This window comes from bacterium (genome assembly GCA_020444325.1).
Taxonomy (GTDB): Bacteria; Bacteroidota; Ignavibacteria; order SZUA-365; family SZUA-365; genus BM516.
The window spans coordinates 424642-445273 of sequence record JAHLLD010000002.1 but is presented as its reverse complement, the minus strand read 5'-3'; the positions used below and the strand labels follow the sequence as shown (position 1 = coordinate 445273).

General features: G+C 55.1%; 10 protein-coding genes. 4 read left to right on the top strand and 6 right to left on the bottom strand.

Going from position 1 to position 20632, the window contains the following annotated elements; all coding sequences use genetic code 11:
• Window positions 1-98 precede the first annotated feature (98 nt).
• The 4 genes from KQI65_04525 to KQI65_04510 all read right to left on the bottom strand — a co-directional run bounded on the left by KQI65_04525 (window position 99) and on the right by KQI65_04510 (window position 7024).
• Window positions 99-2432: a PAS domain S-box protein gene (locus KQI65_04525; GenBank protein MCB2203991.1), complete on the bottom strand. Its 2334-nt coding sequence runs from the start codon at window positions 2430-2432 to the stop codon at window positions 99-101.
• Window positions 2433-2474: 42 nt separating this feature from the next.
• A complete protein-coding gene (locus tag KQI65_04520; protein ID MCB2203990.1) occupies window positions 2475-5345 on the bottom strand; it encodes a response regulator in 2871 nt (956 codons plus the stop codon).
• A 23-nt stretch (window positions 5346-5368) separates the two neighbouring features.
• Window positions 5369-6190: a hypothetical protein gene (locus KQI65_04515; GenBank protein ID MCB2203989.1), complete on the bottom strand. Its 822-nt coding sequence runs from the start codon at window positions 6188-6190 to the stop codon at window positions 5369-5371.
• A 120-nt stretch (window positions 6191-6310) separates the two neighbouring features.
• Window positions 6311-7024 carry a PIG-L family deacetylase gene (locus KQI65_04510; GenBank protein ID MCB2203988.1) on the bottom strand — a complete coding sequence of 238 codons (714 nt, stop codon included), beginning with the start codon at window positions 7022-7024 and terminating at the stop codon, window positions 6311-6313.
• 314 nt (window positions 7025-7338) lie between these two features.
• Between KQI65_04510 and KQI65_04505 the strand changes: the two genes are divergently transcribed.
• The 3 genes from KQI65_04505 (at window position 7339) to KQI65_04495 (ending at window position 12845) form a co-directional block, all read left to right on the top strand.
• Entirely contained in the window at window positions 7339-8610 is a 1272-nt protein-coding gene (locus tag KQI65_04505; GenBank protein MCB2203987.1) for a hypothetical protein, read from the top strand.
• A 160-nt stretch (window positions 8611-8770) separates the two neighbouring features.
• Window positions 8771-10624, top strand: coding sequence for an aspartate ammonia-lyase (gene aspA / locus KQI65_04500; protein MCB2203986.1), 1854 nt, complete (start codon window positions 8771-8773; stop codon window positions 10622-10624).
• Window positions 10625-10736: 112 nt separating this feature from the next.
• A complete protein-coding gene (locus tag KQI65_04495) occupies window positions 10737-12845 on the top strand; it encodes a T9SS type A sorting domain-containing protein (protein MCB2203985.1) in 2109 nt (702 codons plus the stop codon).
• A 128-nt stretch (window positions 12846-12973) separates the two neighbouring features.
• Here KQI65_04495 and KQI65_04490 read toward each other — a convergent pair whose 3' ends face one another.
• Window positions 12974-17014, bottom strand: coding sequence for a T9SS type A sorting domain-containing protein (locus KQI65_04490; protein ID MCB2203984.1), 4041 nt, complete (start codon window positions 17012-17014; stop codon window positions 12974-12976).
• Window positions 17015-17071: 57 nt separating this feature from the next.
• The gene (locus KQI65_04485) at window positions 17072-18124 is read right to left on the bottom strand and encodes a WD40 repeat domain-containing protein (GenBank protein ID MCB2203983.1); all 1053 of its coding nucleotides are present in this window, start codon (window positions 18122-18124) and stop codon (window positions 17072-17074) included.
• Between the two features lie 947 nt (window positions 18125-19071).
• On the opposite strand from KQI65_04485, the gene KQI65_04480 reads away from it, so the two are divergent.
• Window positions 19072-20625 carry a lysophospholipid acyltransferase family protein gene (locus tag KQI65_04480; GenBank protein ID MCB2203982.1) on the top strand — a complete coding sequence of 518 codons (1554 nt, stop codon included), beginning with the start codon at window positions 19072-19074 and terminating at the stop codon, window positions 20623-20625.
• Window positions 20626-20632: the final 7 nt, after the last annotated feature.

Here is a 20632-nt window from a genome sequence, read left to right as displayed (position 1 = left end):
TCCTGATATCTTTGGGGAGATGAGAGCTATCCTGAATAATACGGGGAAATCCGGAAAAAGTTGTGCTCCCGCAAGGATATCAGGCTATGTGATGGTGCTCACGAGGCGTTTTCCTTGCCATTGATCGATGAAACTGCAGTGTGCTCGGATAAAGCCGGAAAGACCAGGGTAAATTTGGATCCCTTATTCTTCTCGCTCTCGACCTCAATGCGGCCATTGTTCAGTTCGACATACCGTTTGGCAAGAGCGAGTCCGAGTCCCAGGCCCTGATATTTCTTGGTGTACCCCTGGCTTTCCTGCGCAAACTCCGTAAAGACATACGGCAGGAAATCCTCGCTGATGCCAACCCCATTATCCTTGACCGAGACGTGAATCTCCTGCTCTACAACCCCTGCTCGGATGATGATACCACCCCGCTCCGAGTATTTGATGGCGTTTTCAAGAATGTTCGTGAGTGTCTGAGACACCATGTAATGATCCGCTTCGATCATGAGCGGGTCATCTTCAATCATAAGGACGCTTGTGAGGCCTTTCTCCAGAAAAGCGGCTTGCATTTCACGGTTGATATTCTTCACCACCTCGGCCAGGCTGAACTGCTCGAAGTGTGCTGTCAGTCCGCCCGATTCAATGTGGCTCAGATCGAGAATATGGTGCACGGTTTTGAAAAGTCGGCTTCCGCTTTCCTCCACGATGTGGAAATACTCTTTCTGTTCCTCACTGAGATGGTCGGCAAGGGAATCTTCCAGCAGCGAGGTGAAACCGAGAAGCGAATTGAGTGGTGTTCGAATCTCATGCGACATATTTGCGATAAAGAGGCTCTTGACACGAAGAGCTTCCTGCGCAAAACGCAATGTCTCTTCACGTTCGCGTTCATGTTTCTTTCGCTCGGTAATGTCGCGCACCACGGCAAACACGCGTACGCGGTCGAAGCTCTCAATTTCTGACAACGTGAGGTCGGCAGGGAACTCCGATCCATCCGTTCTCCGGCATATGCGTTCAACAACCTGGGAGCGAGAGGATTCCTCTTTCCGATCCTGGGCGATTGCGAGAAGTTGATCGCTGTCGAGGTCCGCAATCAGGCCCTTGCAGGCCGTGCCCATATGCAACTCGGAATCGAGAAAGAACATGGATGCCGCAGCGCTGTTCCAGATCAAGAGCCCACCATCCCTGTCGAAACCGAGAATGGCATCTTTCGCCGTCTCAGCAAGGACGCGAAAGCGCCGCTCACTGACCATCAGGTCACGTTCAGCCTTGACTTTATGAGTGATATCCTCAAGTGTTCCCTCGTAATATTGAATCTCACCATCTTCATCCGGGACGATAACCGCATTTTCACGCACGTCGATCCAGCTTCCGTCATGCCGACGAATACGGGTCTCATAGCCACTGACGGCTTTGTACCGGGTCATGATCCGTTCAAACTCGGTGCGATTGTACGCAAACTGTTCAGGCAGATTGCCGGACTGCAGTTCTTCCAGAGAATCACATTTCAGCATTTCAAGCAGGGCGGGATTCGCGAAGACAATCTGTCCATCACGGGTGCTCCGGTAGATGCCAACCGAGAGATTGTTGTACAGCGTCCGCAATTCCATCTCACTTTGATGAAGCGCCGCAAGCACTTCCTGTTCCTCGGTAACATCGTGGAGAATCAGAAGGACGTTTGATTCACTCTCATGCAGCAGTTCCGGGGCGTTCGCGCGCAACGAGACCCAGAGAAAGCTCCCATCCTTTCGCATCAAGCGGAATGGTTCGGTGTTCGAGGGGACACCCTGATTTCGGGAAGACGCAACAATGCGCTGCGCAGCCTTCCTGTCGTCCTGATGAATCAACGTCAGAAATTCTTTTCCCTGAAGCTCTTCTTTCTGGTAGCCGAGATATGAAGCACCAAACTGATTCGCCGCCACAATGCGGTTTTCATCATCGAGCGTGCAGTAAATGTCAGGGGCAAAGTCAAAGAGGAACTGATACTGCCTGCGGCTCTTTTCAAGAGCACGCGTGCGCTCTCGGACGCGGTTTTCCAGCTGGCGATTTTCGACACGCAACGACTCTTCCGCGACCTTCAGGCGCAGCATCGCGTTGATCTGTGCGATCAATTCCCCTTCATCGATGGGCTTGGACAGAAAGGCTTCCGCGCCCTGTTCAAGACCGTACACCCGGCTCTTGCTGTCGGTGTGATACGCTGTAAGCAGTATGATGGGGATGTACATGGTCTCCGGTTTGCTCTTCAGAAGTGAGCAGACCTCAAAGCCGTCCATTGCTGGCATGGAGATATCAAGAAGGATCAGGTCGGGGCGCAATCGCACCGCCTTTTCGATGCCTTCCACACCAGACATCGCGGTAATGATTTCGTCTTCAGGTCTCACATTTTTGAGAATGGCCTGCAGCGAAATCAGATTGTCTTCGCGATCATCAATGGCAAGAAATCTATGCATACCGTTCACTGTCTCCGACGAAATGAATGGGGGGCATCAAGCTCAGTTCACTTTGAGCATGGAGTAAAGAATTGCAAGAAGTTCTTCCTCGCCGACAGAACCTTTGAGCATGAGGCGCAGATGCGCGTCACTGTCAAGCAGTTCTTTTTCTTCGCGCGTGAGATTCTTGGCCGTGAGCACCAGAACGGGCAGATGTTGCGTCTGTTCAGCGGAACGCAGCATTTGCAGCACACTGAAGCCATCAATCTCCGGGAGCATCAGGTCGAGTATGAGGAGATCGGGATTGAAACTGCGTACCTGTTCAACAGCATTGACTCCGTGCGTGAGCGACAGCAGCTCAAACCCTTCGTCTTCGAGCACCGCGCGAAGCTGCAGGACGATCGCTTCGTTGTCTTCAAGGATGAGAATCCGTTTTGAACGTTCTTCGACAAGCGCAGGTTTTATGAGTGGAGTCAGCTCAGCCCGTGGAGCAGTTTTTATTCTGCTTCGCATTTTCTTCGGAAGGGTGACGGTAAAGCACGACCCCTTCCCCAGCTCACTATCCACGACGATACTGCCCCGCATGTGTTTTACCGCTTTCGACGCGATCGAGAGTCCGAGTCCTGCACCCTCATACCTCCGCGAGGTACTGCCATCAACCTGCCTGAATTCTTGAAAAATATGCGGCAGGTCATCTTTCGCGATACCGATACCGGTGTCGCGAACGGAGATCTTCACTTCGCTGCCGGCATCCTCAACCGTGATCCGCACCTCACCAGCATCTGTAAATTTGAAAGCATTTGCAAGCAGGTTCTGAACGATGAGCCGCACGTTCTTTGCATCCAGCGCAACATCGACGGGTTCGACAGGGAATTCCATGTGCATTGCGATGCTTTTGTCCTGCGCCAGAGTCTCCAGATTTCTGCTGATATCGCCAATCAGGCTGCTGATATTGAATTCTGAAATTTCTGACTCGATATGCGTGCTTTCCAGTCGTGCAAGATCGAGAAGATCATTGATCAGCGAGAGCAGTTCCTGTGCATTTCGCTGTACGATTGAGATGTATTTGATCTCTTCTTCCGACATTCCACTGTCGGCACGCTGTTCGAGAACGCGGGAGAGTGAGAGGATGGCGTTGAGCGGCGTGCGCAGTTCATGGCTGATGTTCGAGAGGAATTGACTTTTCATGGCATTGGCCTGTTCCAGCTCCCGTTTCTGTTCCTCCAGCATCTGATTCTGGTACTGCAGCTCTTCGGATTGCTGTTGCAGTTCTTCGGCCATGGATTCGAGTTCCTGGTTTTTATCCTGCAGTTCGGACGTCAGTTGTTCGCGGACTTCCCAGGCCTGGACGCGCTGCAGAATGGACGTCAGTTCCTGCTGCAGCATGGCGAGGGACTGCCGTTCCGTCTCGGAGAACGGCCGCTGTTTTGCTATCAGCAGCGCACCAAGCATGTCTTCGTCGTTGCCCAGCGCCAGAGTAGCCAGTTCCGACGGATGTGCGGTTCCCGCAATCGTTTCAAACTTTAGAACGTCCGGCTGCTCCAACCGCAGCAGGCTGAAATTCGAGCGCAGCATGGCCTCGCCCAGTTGTCCCCCTGGATGCTGCATGTCAAACTGCGGCAGAACTGCAAGTTCGCTTCCAGTCGCAGCGAACGGCGACATTTTCTGTGTCGTACGATCAGCCAGGTACAACGCCGTAATCATGGCATTCATTTCCCTGTTCAAGACCTTGCACAGCACTTCACCGAATTCCGGCAGATTACGGACGACGGATACCGTACTTATTATTCCAGTGCCCTTGTTGGCGACGGCAACACGGGTCTCAATACTCTGCGCCATTTCGTTGAACGCATTGCGCAACCTTCCGAGTTCGTCGAGCCGTTGCTTTTCCACCCTGACAGAATACTCACCACCGGCAATCTGCTGCGCCGATCGCACCAGTTCACGCAACGGTTCGGTTGTGCTGCGGGTGAGGAAATACGCGACAAGAATGCCAAGCAGGATGGCTGTCAGAAAACCGAGAACGATGTTTCCGATTCTGTCATAGTAAGGCTGATGCAGTTCCTCTACATCCTGCTTCGCTACGAAACCCCAACCGAGCCTGGGGAGATAGCTGTATGCTGCGATTACCTCGACCCCTCGATAATCCTTGGCCTGCACGACACCAGACTGTGCATTGCGGGCGAGCGAGGCTGGAACGGCATCAATGCGTCTTCTGAGCGCAGCCGCGGCATCGTGACGCAGGGCGGTCACTGCGACACCATCTTCATTGACAATCAGCGTTTCCCCCGTTTCCCCCAGTCCTGTCGAGTTCCGAATCATGCTTGTCAGGGATGCCGAAAGATCGATCTGCAGGACAAGCATCATCCTCCGTGCAGGTCGTGTGGAAATGGGAATCACGCAGTACATCGATGGCTGGCCGCCAATTGATGCAGACGGAAACGCGTCTGTAAAAACGACCTCACGCTCGTCAATATGCCTTGGAACATGATTGAAATATTGCCAGACGTTCCCTTCCATTTTACGCACTGAACTCAGTTTGATCACCCCCTCCTCGAAATCAATGACCATCCCGGTCTTGTACGCACTGTATCTGTCACAGATTTCCTGCAGAAAGTCCCGCACCGCTTCGAATTCCCCATCATTGGATGCGACACCATCGCCCTGCAGCAGAAGTGTCGCACTCCTGACCAGAGGTGCCAGAGTGGCGTAGGTCTGCATGTCTCCCGTGCGCTCATCCAGCCAGGAGTCGATTTCCCTGATCTTCAAATCCCGGACTGCAATGAGTTTGTGTCGCCCGGCCTCATTGATGGTGTGGACTTCACCATAAAAATCGAAGATAAAGAAGCATAAAAGAGGAATAATTCCGATGAGAAGGAGCGAGAGAAGGAATCTGCCACGGAGGGAATGAAAATGCATACTTGGGAATGGCATGTTCTGTCTCGGATCGATTCTGATTATTTCTTTTTGTAGAGTGGGAGTCCGTGCGCGAAGTGCTGGTACTGCCCCTCGGCCGTATCGGGGAGATTTTCATACTCCCCGAGCGCAAGATAGCCGCCATGCTGCAGTGCGGAATTCAACCGCTGCACAATGGTTTTCTGCATGGGCGGTTCATAATAAATCATCACGTTTCTGCAGAGGATGAGATCGTAGGTATTGAAGAGTGCTTCCGGCGGTCCGGGATTCCCCTCCCGTACGAGATCATGCTTTGCAAAACAGATCATCTCCCTGAGTTGCTGGCTGACCCGAAACATCGCCCCTTCCCGTGTAAAGAACGTCTGGATATCACCGAAGCGCAGGTTCTTGACTTCATCGGGATTGAAAAGTCCCTCCTTCGCACGCTGCAGGGCCCTGGTGTCGATATCCGTTGCGAGGATAAACACGCGAAACCCCGCCTCCTTGAAGTGGGACATTTTAAGCAATTGCATTGAAATGGAATATGCCTCCTGACCCGCAGCGCATCCGGCGGACCAGATACGGACAGTGCGCTGACCGAGTGTCTGCTTCTGCCTCACGATTTCAGGCAAAACGTGATGCTCGATATTTGCAAACAGCCAGGGATCACGGTTGAAACTGGAGAGCGGAATCGAGAATGACTGCTCAAACAACTCCCGCTCGTCAACATCATCATGCAGCAGATTCAGATACTGTTCAAAGGATGTACAGTGCGTAGACAACATACGTGCCTGCACTCTCCTCTTTACAAAGGGAGACCGGTATCCGTTGACGTCAATGTTGGCCCGATGAACAATTGCGTGTGAATATTCAATGCTATCCATACAACAGGCCCTCCGGGGACTGAACTTATCCGCGCTTCGACAAGAAGATAATACGCACTAATTATCCTAAATGCAACAAAAACAGACAGAAAGGCTGCCATCCGGTGACAGGTGCAGTTCTCAGGCAATGCCTGCACACATATCCGAAAGTGGCGGGTTGAATGATTCCATGTACAATTCGAAATACAGCGTATCCCCCACCTTCTCCACCACGCCCGATTTTTCGATGGTGTCTTTGTACGTGGCGTAGCAGCGGAGGGCCGATTTCATGGCTTCGATGTCGGCGGGACGCAACGGCTGGGCGCAACCGATTTCTTCGGGAGTGGAATGTTTGAGACGAATCTTGCCGTCCTCGAATGTCGGCTCTCCACTGTCGGGAACGGTAAGCAGCGCCAGGCGGCGGAGCGGCAGCCCTTCATCGAGAAGTTCCAGGTACACTCGCTTGACGATCGCATGCGTCACCAGGTGATCGTGAAAACCGCTTATACCGTGTACCGCGTAGCTGACGATGATGTCCGGCTGAAGCTTCCTTATGAAATCGGCGATGGCGCGTTCGAGTATACGCGGGTCCATCTGCTTGAGTCCGCTGTCAGGATAATCCCACACGGTCATCGACGACAGCTGCAGCGTCTTTTCAACCGCCTGCATTTCTTTGAGACGGATTTCCCCCATTTCCTCGATGCTCAATCCAAGGTCATGCCGCACACGTGTCGCGCCCCCGCGCGTGAGCGTGAGCAGATGTACCTGGTGTCCCACATCCAACTGTTGATGCATGATGCTGGCGGGACCGAAAGATTCGTCGTCAGGATGCGGAAATATATACAGGATGTTCATGATCAGCCTTTCAGCCTGTGGTGAGCACTTTCCAGGGATTGGCGCTCGCAGGCAGAATAATGAGATGTGTTGTTACGGTACACACTACGACGAGACGGGAAAGAATGCAAGGGTGTCCCTGCGCAACCCTCTCTGCCGAAAATATGCAGTTTCTGCATATTTTCATTTGCGGAAGGGTACCGGGAGGGGAATCAGCGGGCGATACAATATGCAGTATCTGCATATTGTATCGCTCGGGTTTCGACACACGCATGTAACTTCCATGCAGCGATGCGGGTTATGGTATGGGAACTTCGACATACGGGAATGCAGTCTTGAGAGGCAGGCTTTTCTACATCCTCATTATCTGTCCGGCCTTCCTCGCCATGGTCTCTTCAGCCCATGCACAGGTACGATGGACGGATATTCCTCGTCCCGCCGAGCCCATGGCTCCCATTCACTTCCCGGTGTATGTGACGGAGGATAACGGCATGTACGCCATCACATTCTTTACGGATCTCTACTACAGTGCGGATGAAGGCATCCACTGGTCGCCGGTCGATGTTCCGAGACCGATGTTCTGGGATGGTATCGATCTGGCCGATCCCCTCAACAGCGCTGTCCCTTATGTGCTCACGCATACCGGGATCGCACTGCTCGACAGCATATATGCGAGGCCTCTTCCTTCGTTCGACTCACTGTATGTCGCATCCATGTACACCGACGAGAGCGCTGCGCGGAGGCACCTGCTGGTTTCATCACGTTTCTATTCGCCGATCCACTTCCGCTCGCTCGACAGCGGCGAGAGCTGGGAGCGGCTCACGGATACCGAACTTCCGTTTCCCGTGAGCACCTCCACCTCGCGTTTGATACGGGATACGCTCTATACGACGACCGCATCGGGTGAGTGCCATTTCGTGACATGGGAAATGGACGCGTTCGTCCAGCTGCCGTATACGGCCCTTGATCCGTCCGCAACGCCCTGGGTGCTGGGTGACGGCATCATGATCATGCAGTACGATTCGAGCGTGGTGCGAAGCAGCGACGGCGGGAACTCGTGGTTCGATTCGCGGGTGGGACTCCCTTCCATTCCCGTCAGTATTGAAAAATGTGTGCGGTCCGTCGACGGCTCCATTTACATCCTGCTGAATGATAAACACGACTACCAGAAGCTGTTTCGCAGTGCAGACAGAGGACGCACCTGGAACCAGGTCTATCGCAATGGCGATGGACGCATCACCGATTTCCAGCTTCTTCGCAATGGTGAAATCCTGTGGTACTTCGGATCGGTGGCCTTCGCACGCAGTGATGGACTCGCCATGGCAGTGGACGTTGACCGACCGCCTATCCCCTCGCTCCCCGGCCTGTATCCCAATCCCCTGCGCAGCGGGGAGTCCGTCACCGTACTGCTCGGCGAGAATCCCCCGATGAACTGGGAGTGCTCCATCATCGATGCATCCGGCCGCAATCTTCATCGTCGCAGCGTCAGCAGTGATCGCACGGGAGCGCTGCATCTGCACATCCCTTCCCGGCTGTCCCCGGGCAGTTACTTCCTCCTCCTCCGATCCGGTACACACATCCATCTGCATCGCCTGCAGTTGCGCTGAAGTATCGCCGGATGATGGAATTCCGGCTGTCTCCTTTCCCTTCCGCCGGCATTGCGTCTCAGCGCTTTTGCGTACATTGCATACATCATTCCCGGCTGCGTATCGTCTGGCGCCGCGGTGAATACATACCTACCCTATTTCCGAAGCAGGAGTTTTCGTGATGGATTCCGCAATCATGCATGATTTCATAGCTGGCATCGAGCTTTTTCAGGACCTGGAGCCGGAGCAGAAAAGCATTCTTTTCGAGCAGTTCGAGGTGAAAACGTTCGCGAAGGACGAACTGCTGTTCGCGGAGAATACGGACAGAAGCTATCTCTGGATCATCTATGAAGGTGAAGTGGAGCTGTTCAAACGCACTCCTTTCGGGGAAGAAAAACGTATCTCCATTTTCACCCGGCAGGATTTCCTCGGCGAAGGTGTGCTGATGGACGATTCGCCGCATGCCACTTCTGCGCGTGCACTGCTGAAAACCACCGTGTTTGCACTGAGCCGCGAGCGTGTGTCGAAGGTGTTCGACGAGCACGGCAGCATCGGTGTGAAAGTGCTTTCCCGCGTGGCGAAAGTCATCTCGCGCCGCATGCGTCAGATTACCACGCATGTTGCCAACGTGGCGACGCAGTATGAAAGCGGACGCACCCGACGCGAGCACGATTTGCTCGGCGACCGCGACGTGCCCCATGAGCGCTTCTACGGCATTCAGACCCTGCGGGCGACCGAGAATTTCAATATCAGCGGCGTGCCGCTCAGCTTCTATCCTTCCCTGATTGAGGGAATTGCGATGGTAAAACTCGCAGCAGCGCGGGCGAATCATGATCTCGGACTGCTGTCCAAACCCGTGGCCGACAGCATCGTGCAGGCATGCATGGACATCATCAACGGTCGCCTGCACACGCATTTCGCAGTGGATATGATTCAGGGCGGCGCGGGAACGTCGACGAACATGAACGCAAATGAAGTCATCGCCAACCGGGCGCTCGAAATTCTCGGTTACGACAAAGGCGAATACAAAATCGTTCATCCCAACAACCATGTGAACCTTTCGCAATCCACCAACGACGCCTATCCTACTGCCATCAAGCTCGCCCTGCTGCGCAGCACCGAACCCTTCATCGCAGTGCTCCGCGACCTCATCGGGGCGTTTCGCAACAAGGCGGAGGAATTTTCAGGGGTGCTGAAAATGGGTCGCACGCAGCTGCAGGACGCCGTGCCGATGACGCTGGGACAGACCTTTGAAGCCTGGGCTGTGACGCTGGAAGAGGAAATCGACCGTCTGCATGAGAACGTCAAACTCTTCCTTGAAATCAACATGGGTGCGACGGCAATCGGGACCGGCATCAACGCCGTGAAGGGATACGAAGAGAAAGTCGTCGCCCACCTCCGCGATGTCAGTGGTTTTGAAGTGCGTTCGGCAAAGAATCTCGTCGAAGCGACGCAGGACACCGGCGCTTTCATCATGTTCTCTTCCGCCATCAAGCGGCTGGCGGCGAAGCTGTCCAAGATCTGCAACGACCTGAGGCTGTTGTCGTCGGGTCCGCGGGCGGGACTCAATGAAATCAACCTGCCCCCGATGCAGCCCGGTTCCTCGATCATGCCCGGCAAGGTCAATCCCGTCATCCCGGAAGTTGTCAACCAGATCGCATTCAAAGTCATCGGCAACGATCTCACTGTGACCCTTGCCGTGGAAGCCGGTCAGCTCGAACTGAACGTCTTCGAACCCGTGATCGTGCAGAGCATTTTCGAGAGCATGGAGATGCTGAAAAACGGCATGAACACGCTCAACCACCGCTGCGTCAGTGGCATCACCGCCAATGCCGATCACTGCCGTGCAATGGTGCAGAACAGCATCGGACTCGTCACCGCCCTCAATCCTGTCCTCGGCTACGAGGCCTGCTCCGGTCTTGCCAAGGAAGCGCTGGCATCAGGCCGCGGCGTATACGAGCTCGTACTCGAGAAAAAGCTGCTCTCACGCGAAGAACTCGATCAGCTGCTCGCACCGGAAAATATGGTGGGATAAACCACAGGGAATTCATTGTTTACGAAATCGTAAGTCTGAATTCATCCGCCTGTAAGTATCAACGCGTAATTTGACGAAAGATAGCGCGGCTTCGGACCATCTGGAGGCGCACATGCAACGTCAACTTCTTCTCGCGGTTTTCATTTCCTTCTTTCTCCCTCTGTCCAACACCTGTGCACAGGAAGGCGGACAGGCACTCTTTCTCGACAACATTGACTACACCGAAGGTGGTGATTTCGTCTATTTCCCGGAGCATGACTTCGGATTTACAGACGAAATAACTGTTGCCGCCTGGATTCGCTGGGAGACTCCTCCCACCAATACCATCACAAATCCTCACGAGCCCACGCAGAATAAGTGGGCAAATCTGGTCACCATCGATTATCACGACGATATCGATGAGGGCATTTTCTGGCTGCAGCACAACAGCGGAAATACAAAGTTCGAATGGGCAGTCCGCACCGGCAGCTCACGGAAATTCATACAATCCTCCACGGTACCCTTACAGGGCATCTGGTACTACCTCGTCGGAGTTTTTGACGGGAATCCAGCAGAGGGCAACACCAGCATGCGGTTGTATATCAACGGCGTGCAGGAAGCATCGGCCAATACCGGACAGATCAGCGGCAATCTCAAATCCCACAACGGCCGCATGCGCCTGAATCTGGGACGCATTCCATCCGACTACCGGCTGTTTAACGGACAGATGGACGAGGTGCGAATCTGGAAACGTGCGCTGTCGCGCGAGGAAATCCGCAAGCAGATGCACAGTGCGCATACGGTCAATACGCAGGATCTGGTCGCGTATTATCCGATGAATAATACTTCCGGGACAACCGTGTACGATTCCACCGGGAATCAGAACGGCACCTTCTACACCCTGCTCGTTGATGTACACTCCACCGCGAGTAATCTCTGTGATGCCATTCCGTTTTCAGACTTTACGACTTCGTCACCCTGGGAAATCGCTGATGCGGACAAACACTGGGACGGCTATGAACTGAGCGGTCTTCCGACCCTGACGGTATCCGGCGCAGGAGTAAACCAGGAAAACGCGATTGTCTCGCATACCTGCAACACGCTGGAGCTGGAATTCGGCTGGGCCGGCTCCGGTGCCGATACCATCGCGACCCCCGTTGTCGATGGGGACCCATACGATACCTGGCTGGGAGTACGCGACGATCTGCAAACATCGCAGTGGTGGGAATCGACAATTCCGGTCACGCTGGATCCCGTATACATCAAAACCACCACGCCGGTCATCGTGGGGGAATCCGGTGCCAGCATGCAGACATTCATTACGTCGACTCCCGACAGCAGTAATAATGTTATCGCATACATCTATGGGGATGTGAGCGAGCCGGCAATCACCGGAGAAAGCTTTCCCACCGGTATCGATGCGAGACCAGATATCATCTGGGGTCAGACATTGTTTGGCAGTGTGACCACATCCGCGATCATTGATTATTCATCTATCTCAGGGATCAGCACCCCCGCAGCTGTGACGCTCATGCGACGCACAGATCCGGATGCTGACTGGGAAGCAGTCCCCGTTTCAGGTTTGACGCACAATACCTCGAACCGCACGTTCACACTCACCGGCACGACCTCCAGCTATGAATATGCTCTGGGAGTGAATCTTTCCATCAATCCCCTTCCGGTAGAACTCACGGGGTTCACCGCACGATGGAAGGAGGACGGACTCATACTTCACTGGCGTACGGCCACCGAACTCAATTCACATGCTTTTGAAATTCAGTACAGGGAAAACGGCAGGGCAGCATGGACGACCCTTGCCACCGTCCCTGCTGCGGGATTGAGCAATGCTCCGCGGGATTATTCCTGGACGCATCGAGTTCTTCCCACGCAGGAGCACAGATACCGTCTCTTAATGCGCGACCGCGATGGAAGCTTTGAATACTCTTCGGAACTGATCGTGAATCGCAGTGATGTCAGTACTGTCTCATTCGAAGTGTACCCCAATCCAGCCTCCTCGCGCGTCGCGGTTTCCCTTTCCCTCGAAAGCGAACAGCCTGTGACACTCCGCGTCCATGACATGCTCGGCAGAACCTGCCTGGAAACAGAGCCTGAATATCTGCAGGCCGGGAAATCACTTCTTTCGCTGGATGTGACACAGCTCAGGCCGGGCATGTACATGCTTGAAGTTCGCACCGGTAATCGCCGCTATCACAAGACATTACGCCTTATCAGCTCACCCTGACTCGTGAATCCGTACCATACCTCCTGATACAAACCAGACAACCCTGACAAACGAAAAGGCCCCGAGGATTCGGGGCCTTTTCGTGTGGCAGAGGTAAGGTAGGTAGGTGGGTATTCTGCCGGCAGATTCTATTTGACCAGGTGCATCGTGCGCGTGAGCACGTGTCCCGCACTTTCGAGACGGTAGACATACACCCCGCTGGGCAGTCCGCTGCCGTTGAAGCGCACACTGTGCGTTCCGGCCGCGTGATGTCCCTCGGCGAGCGAAGTCACGAACTCACCGAGGAGATTGTAGACATTCAGCCTGACGTCTGCGGCCCGGGGCAGCGAAAATGTAATGCCCGTGGTCGGATTGAAGGGATTGGGATGGTTTGGCGCGAGCGAAGGCACACCGGCAAGCGCACGCGGCATGTTCTTGGCGACATTGTCATCCGCAGCCTCTTCCGTACCAGCGTAGCGATCCACGGCTGCAATCTCCCAGTTCTCCCCATGGGTGTGGACATTGGCGCGCACGCGAAGTTCGACTCCGTCAAACGCGGTGAGGTCCATTGAATGCGTCGCGACACCGGCGGCTTCGGCGAAGGTACAGAGCGGAAAGCTGTCCGCGCGCAGGATTTCATCGGTCCGAGCGTCCGCCACGCTCACCAGTACCTCGGCATTGGCCTGCTCGGACAGGTGCGCGAAACGCTCCAGCGTCATCAGCAGATGCGTGCCTTCGGAGGGAATAAAGGACGCACTGCTGACGTCGCCGGCAGCGTTACAGGGGGCTTCCCAGGAAAGCGGCTGCTCATCACCCGTGTTGTCAGCCAGTCTCAGGTCAGAAATCCCCAGTGCCGCAATGTCGGCATCGCGCTTCGCGAGCAGCTGTTTCTGCCAGCTCAGCTGCAATGCCTGCGACTTCGCGAGATTGTTTTTTGAGGCAAGAACGTTCCAGTCATACGGCTGCTGTCCATCAACCGAATACATGTCGAGCAGCGAGCCATCGCTATTTCCCCAGACCGTCATGCTCGGGTCCATACCGTCTTCATGTGCAAGAATGTTGACCGCCGTGCCGAGGCGAAGGACGTTGAGCAGTCCGGGCCGGTCATTGAACGCCACGCGCAGACTGCGGATCGGCTTTCCATTGATATCTGATGACGGCTGTGCGCCGAGGGTGGGACTGCACAGCTGCGCCGAACTCCCTCCCGTGCTGACGACGCTCGTTCCGGTGTTCCATGTCGGAAACATCGACGTGGGATTTATGCGCTCCCGAAGGACGAAAGCGGCAGGGAGTCCACCGGGTTTCGTTCCCATTCCCGGCCAGGTCGACCAGCTGTTGACCACATCGAATCCAACATGCACTGTTCCCAGTTCGGTCACCGCAATGCTCGGCGCATGACGCGCGGGATACATCGCGCCGACACTGCCCGTACGCGCATGCACCGTCTCCCTGTATGCTGTTCCGCCTGCGGACCAACCGACGATCGCCGCTGCCGTTGCCTTGCGGTCAATGCCGAGCCTGCAATAGTAGATAGACCCGTTCTCAATCCACGCAATATGGAAACCGTGATCGAAGCCCGGCTTCCGGGGCGCCATGGTACTGGCGGCGATACTCGGATAACGGGGCTGATCGACGGAATTCGTCTGCTGTTTGCCACGGACGAGCACCTGGTCGGTCACGATCGCACTGCCGCGCTGGAACACGGAGAATTTGAGTACATCTTGATCCTCCCACGTGGCGCAGACCACGGGTCCCGTCGCCTTGCAGCCCTCGTACTCACCCAGAACCGCCACGGCCGGCGTGCATTCCGCAACCATCCCCACCGGCGCACGGAACAGCTCATGCCAGCCATCCCCGGCCGTGACGCGCAGCACAACCTCACCGCCCGCGACATACGTGATCCAGGCATCATTTCCTGCAGCAGCGACGGAAGGACGCGAGGCCTGCTCCCCTGCTTCGCTCACGCGACGCTCTCCCGACCATGTCATTCCTCCATCCGTGCTGCGCACATACCACACCGCATCGTTGCTCTCATACACCGCGTGATACGTGTTCGCTGCATCGAGCGCAACTTTGCGCTGCGAATTGCTGCGCGTTGTCGGCACCGCATGTACCGCACAGCGATGCGCCTTGTACATCGCATTCACCACCGCACCCGGCTGCAGGAAATCAACAATCTTCGTGTCATACTGCTCGGGATTCGGGTACGCAGGATGTGGCGGATTCTGTTTATTGCGCGGGTCGACGTACATGTCCGCATTGCTGACATCCCAACCGACAAACGCATAATCGCCTACCTCGAATTCGTCACTGGCATGTGCATGTGAGTTGCGATCCAGTTGCTTCGATGCACGAATGGAGTAGTAGCCACGTTCGGGTTTCTGGGTATCGTAGCAATTGATGTGGATACCGCCATTGTAGTCCTGTCCGGGAACGGGATGATAATCTGAGAACTGCGCCGGTTGCCAAAGCATGCGATCATCGGAATCAGGATAGTAAACGCTCCAAGGATCAAGGAAGGATGGGAAAATATTGTGCAAGCCAGATCCGAATTGATCCCGTGCATTTAATGCAGGAGTACTGGATGCAAATGCTTGGCGATATTCTGCGATGACGCGATCCTGGTTTTCTCCAACGTATTCATCAAACTGATGCATAGTGGATATCCCATGCACATCGTCCGACCAGAATCTGAATTTTGCGTTTGTCACAGGATGCATTTCCGTATGCGAACGCAGTGAGAGATCATCGCCTGCTGATTTGGCAAACATCGTACCGGAAACCGTTCCAGTTGATGGGAAGGGATCCTCGAAATGCTCGCGGGCGAAAAAATCATCAAACCCAGGCGCTCCCACATTGCGCACCTCGTAATACTCATCCATCTGCAGCTGCTCGGCAAACCAGGCCAGGAGCGTTGCTGTGGCACGAATGGCATGGGGCAAGGTATGATCACGCACGCTGCACATGACGGCGTGCTTGTTGATATTCGGCTGTCCCTGCGTGATGTTATGCCGGTCCGGAATATCGCTCGTATTCCGGGGGATGCCCAGACTGGGGCCACTTCCATTGAAATCATCCGAGGAGAAGCTCGCCGTCAGGTTGCGCATGCCGGACATCAGGTGATACAGCGGATCCTGGGCGTTGCTGATATCAATGAGTCCGTCATTGATCATCTCCGCCGTCCACCAGCGCTTGACCGGAGATCCGACCCAGGTCTCATAGCTGTCCTCATCCTCCACGATCAGCGTCACCTCACCGATTTTAATCCCCAGCTGCTTCACATCCCTGGTGATGTTCATGTTGCCCATGTGCATATCCTTATGCACATGCGCTGGCACACTCATGTCCGCCAGTAGGTGGCACATGCGGCCGAATATCTCCCACACATACTGCTTCCGCTGCATGTCCGTCAGCTGGACGTGACGCCAGAAATGTTCCCCTGGCAGCATGATCTCGCAAGTGCCCTTGTTGAACAGCTCCGCCAGTGTATTGTAGCTGAGGAGCATGCACTGTTTCGCATCCGTTTTCTCCGGCAGCACGCACACGAGACTCTGCTGTGCATCATACATCCTGTCCTGCTCCTTCCACCAGTAATCGCGGATGGCGACACCATTGGGACGCGCGAGTTTCTGCATTTTGTCCCAGGCATTGTGCTGCACTCTGAGCGTCACCGTTTGATTCGGCGTCGAGAGGCAGGTCAGCAGTCCCGTTCCCTGCACCACGATGCCGTCCTTGCCGATATAATTGTCCTCGGCATTCGGATCCCAGAAATGCGTCAGTGTGGTGAATCCCTCCGCAAGACTGGGTTCGCCCAACATGGTAGCCCGAAACTCCTTGTACACCGCATCGATGCAATTGCCCGGTGTGTTGATGTCTATTGCCGGCCAGAGCGATCTGTCCGCTCCCCCGTAGCCGTAGACGATATCCTCACAATCCTCGCGGTACACCCCGACCATGATGGTGTTGCGCTGCCAGGGACCATCCCCGCTCTCGGCAACACCGATGTGATCCCGGAGCTTCATGGCCAGGCCGGGTTCTTCGGATTTCAGCAACTTGTAGGCCTCCCCGAGTATGTACTGATGCGTGCTCTGCGTGTGCTCTGCCTGTGGCACTCCCTGTGCAACGAGCATGGCGCGCAATGCGATCATCCAGAATAACGTGATCAGCAGGTACAATGATGTACGTCTCATGACATCCTCCCAAAGATGTTTTTGTGAAGTGTTCTCCCTGAAACCCGGCGGTGTTTGTTATTGCCGCGTCCCGTGTGCGATGACACAGACCTGTCCAGGCGCATAGGCAGCGATGTACACATGCCGTCCGCAGACGGACGCATCCATCACCGTCAGCATCGCCGGATAGGCGAAATGCACTTCCTCCCAGGTCGCCCCATTGAAATGCAGTATGTAGTTGTAGTCCGTCGTTGCAATGATCGAATTCGGCGCGTCGGCGATGACGTCGAAAATATGATGCCTCGCCTTCGTCACAGGCAGCAGATTATCCGTTTTCGCATCCACCAGCCTGAGAATATGCTCATTCCATGTGATGTACAGCGTGTCGCGATAATGCCACAGGTTGGACACCCTGCCATAGGGACAGCGAAACATCGTTTCTACTGTTCCGTCCGTTGAAATAGTGTACACATGTCCATCCCCCATGTTCGGATTTCCGGCGGCGATGTAGATCGTACCGTCCTCCGTCCCATGAACCTTGTACAGATGATCCTCTCCCGGCATGTTCACCCATTCAAAGGAGTCACTCTCCGGCGCATACAGCACACAGGAGTTATCGTATCCCACCGCACAGACGCGTTTCTGATCGGGTGACGCCCAGATATCGTTGATTCCGCTGTGGAAGTAAAATCCGTCATAGTTGTAAAGCGTCCATTTCGCACCGTCCCATTTATATGGCGATCCTCCACAGATCCAGACATTATTTGGTCCGAAGGCTGCTGCATCATCCAACGGATACCAGGAGCGTCCCCCCATGGAATTGAATCCTTTATACTTCCATTCCTTCCCGTTCCAATGGGCGGCATTCCCGACCGGCACGGGGGACACTCTGCCTGTCGAATCGTACCAGTAAAACTGTCCAGACACCCAGATATCGTCCGGTCCCACAGCCGCAATACCATGAATCGCTGACAGCGGCGCTGCAACAGTGTCAAACTCCCAGGTAAAAATATGACTCGTGGTATCGAGCGGAGCCGCGTTGACGGGATCCGGTTCTATGGGCTGCGGAGTGTCTTCACTGCAGGCGCTGAGGAATGCGGTGGTGAGGCAAAGGATGATGATTGAGCGCATGATATTCCCTGGTCCCTGTGTATACAATCAATGCGAGATCGAAAAGCGATACCGCGAGAGCGCCGCATGCGCTCTCAAACGGTATCTAAAACGCCTCCCACAGCACAGCTGAGGAAACCGGAACGCTGCAGACGTTCACTGACGCATTGCCGCTCCCTGTGACGCACCCTCCCTCAGCGCGTCCGGCAAATTGCGTGGCTTCATCGATTCCGTGGGGGCTTGCATTTGAATTGCCGCTCACCCTCGCAGTCCGGACTCTCCCGGCCGTCCGATGGACGGCAACAAGATCGGACATCCCCGTCGCGCGACGCGGCGCGGTGGCATTCACTGCTTCCGGCTGCGCGCCGGACTGCGAGGGTTCCCCGGAGACGGCATGCAAATGGCGACGACGCAATGCATCGAACAAAGATGGACACTTTCCCCGCTCCCTGACCGGCGTTCTCCCTGATTCCCCGTCTCCCCTCTCACCGGCTGTCCAAGTCTGCCCGCTTTGCAGTGGCATTGTGACGTTTCCATTTGACTTTTTATTAAACATTTAAAGATTCATATGGTGTTGTACTGTCAAGTTCCGTGACAAGAATACGTAATCGTGTCCCTACAGTCAACACCCAAATTCCCTAATTCCCTATTTACCAAACTCCCTATTATGGAATCCAGTACATACCACATAGGCATTTTCATGCTTTTATTGAACTTATGTAGGGTCATTTCTACACATTCGGTTGCGGTAACAACATGCGTTTTTTCGCTATTTTCAGCGATTTTTCTCCGTTCATTTAAAATAAGCGCCCGAATCGGGCTGTTTTGGGCATTGCTTCCGTGAGTATGTACCGAATTCCCCTTTTCAACAGTATTCACACAATTCCCCAATACCTGTGTAACGCATCGGTGGTAATTTGGGCTGGAATACAGAAGCACTTCCTTCCTCACCAATCCGCAGAACCGACATGATATCCTTCCAGCAGACCGACAACCGTTTCCGCCTTGAGATGCAGGACGAGAGTTTATTCAAGCAGGCGCTGTATCGCAGTGTGCAGCCGGCGCTGGAGCGGGCGCTGTCGCTGCACAGGCTGAGCGCGATTGCGGAGGCGTCGGAGGTGCTCGATGATGTGGACAGTGCGGAAGATCGCATCCTGCGTGTGCTGGATGTGGCCTGCGAGGCGCAGCAGGAGCAGCTGGATCGGATTCCGGCTGAGGGACCCCTGATCGTAGTGGCGAATCACCCGTTCGGGGGAATTGAAGGACTCATGCTCGCTTCCCTGCTCAAACAGCGTCGCCCGGACGTCCGCATCATGGCGAATTTCATCCTGGGACAGATACGGCAGCTGCGGGATCTCTTTATACTGGTCGATCCTTTCGGGAAAGAGGAATCCACCCGCGCCAACCTGGCGGCGATGAAGGAAACGCTGCGCTGGTTGGATCAGGGCGGCGTACTTGGCGTGTTTCCAGCAGGGACGGTCTCGCACATGACGCTGCGCAACCGGCGCGTGACTGATCCGGAGTGGCACAAGAGTATAGGACAGCTGGCGCAGCGTAGTGGCGCGGCGGTGCTGCCGGTGTTTTTCGAGGGACAGAATGGACCACTGTTCCAGGCGCTTGGACTCCTTCACCCCATGCTGCGCACGGCGCGGCTGCCGCATGAGTTCGTGAACAAAAAGGGACTCCGCAGCCGAGCGCATATCGGCAATGTGATTTCCCCGGAGCGGCTGGCCAGTTTCAAGAATGCAAAGGACGCCACCGCATACCTGCGCATACGCACCGAATTGCAGAATCCAGGGAATCCCGAAGTCGCGCAGGCAGCGAAAACCGTGAACCTGCGTCCCATCGCCCCGCCCGTCCCCACCGCCGCGATTGTCGACGAAATCCACGCCCTTCCGTCCGAAGCGCTGCTTGTCAGTCATGGGGAATACGAAGTGTATGTCGCCGGTGCGCCTGCAATTCCCTCAGTCATGAAGGAAATCGGCCGCCTGCGGGAAATCACCTTTCGCGCAAATCATGAAGGAACGGGAAAAGCACTCGATCTCGACGATTTCGATCCGCATTACCTGCACCTGTTCCTGTGGGACAGCAGTGCGCGGCGCATCGCGGCGGCTTACAGACTGGGACAGCAGCACATCCTTATGCAGTTTCTGCATAAACACAATATGGATGATCGGGCACGTCTCGTGCAGCCGCGTACTCCCCCCGCACAGGTGCCGATGACCATCGATCCCGCCACCATGTCCACCGTCGTACGCGAGATGAAAGACCTCTCCTCCCTCATCGCCGACATCGAAGCCGATCAGAAAGACATCCCCATCCTGCTCAAGCAGTATCTCAAACTCGGCGGACAGCTGCTGGGCTTCAACGTGGATCCGGATTTCTCAGACGTGCTTGACGGACTCATCCTCGTCGACCTCACACGCACCGACCCCCGCGTCCTCGAGCGCTACATGGGCAAGGAAGGCACAGCCTCCTTCCTCGCATACCACCGCAAACACTCAAAGCCCGCGCTGTTCTGAGTGAAGC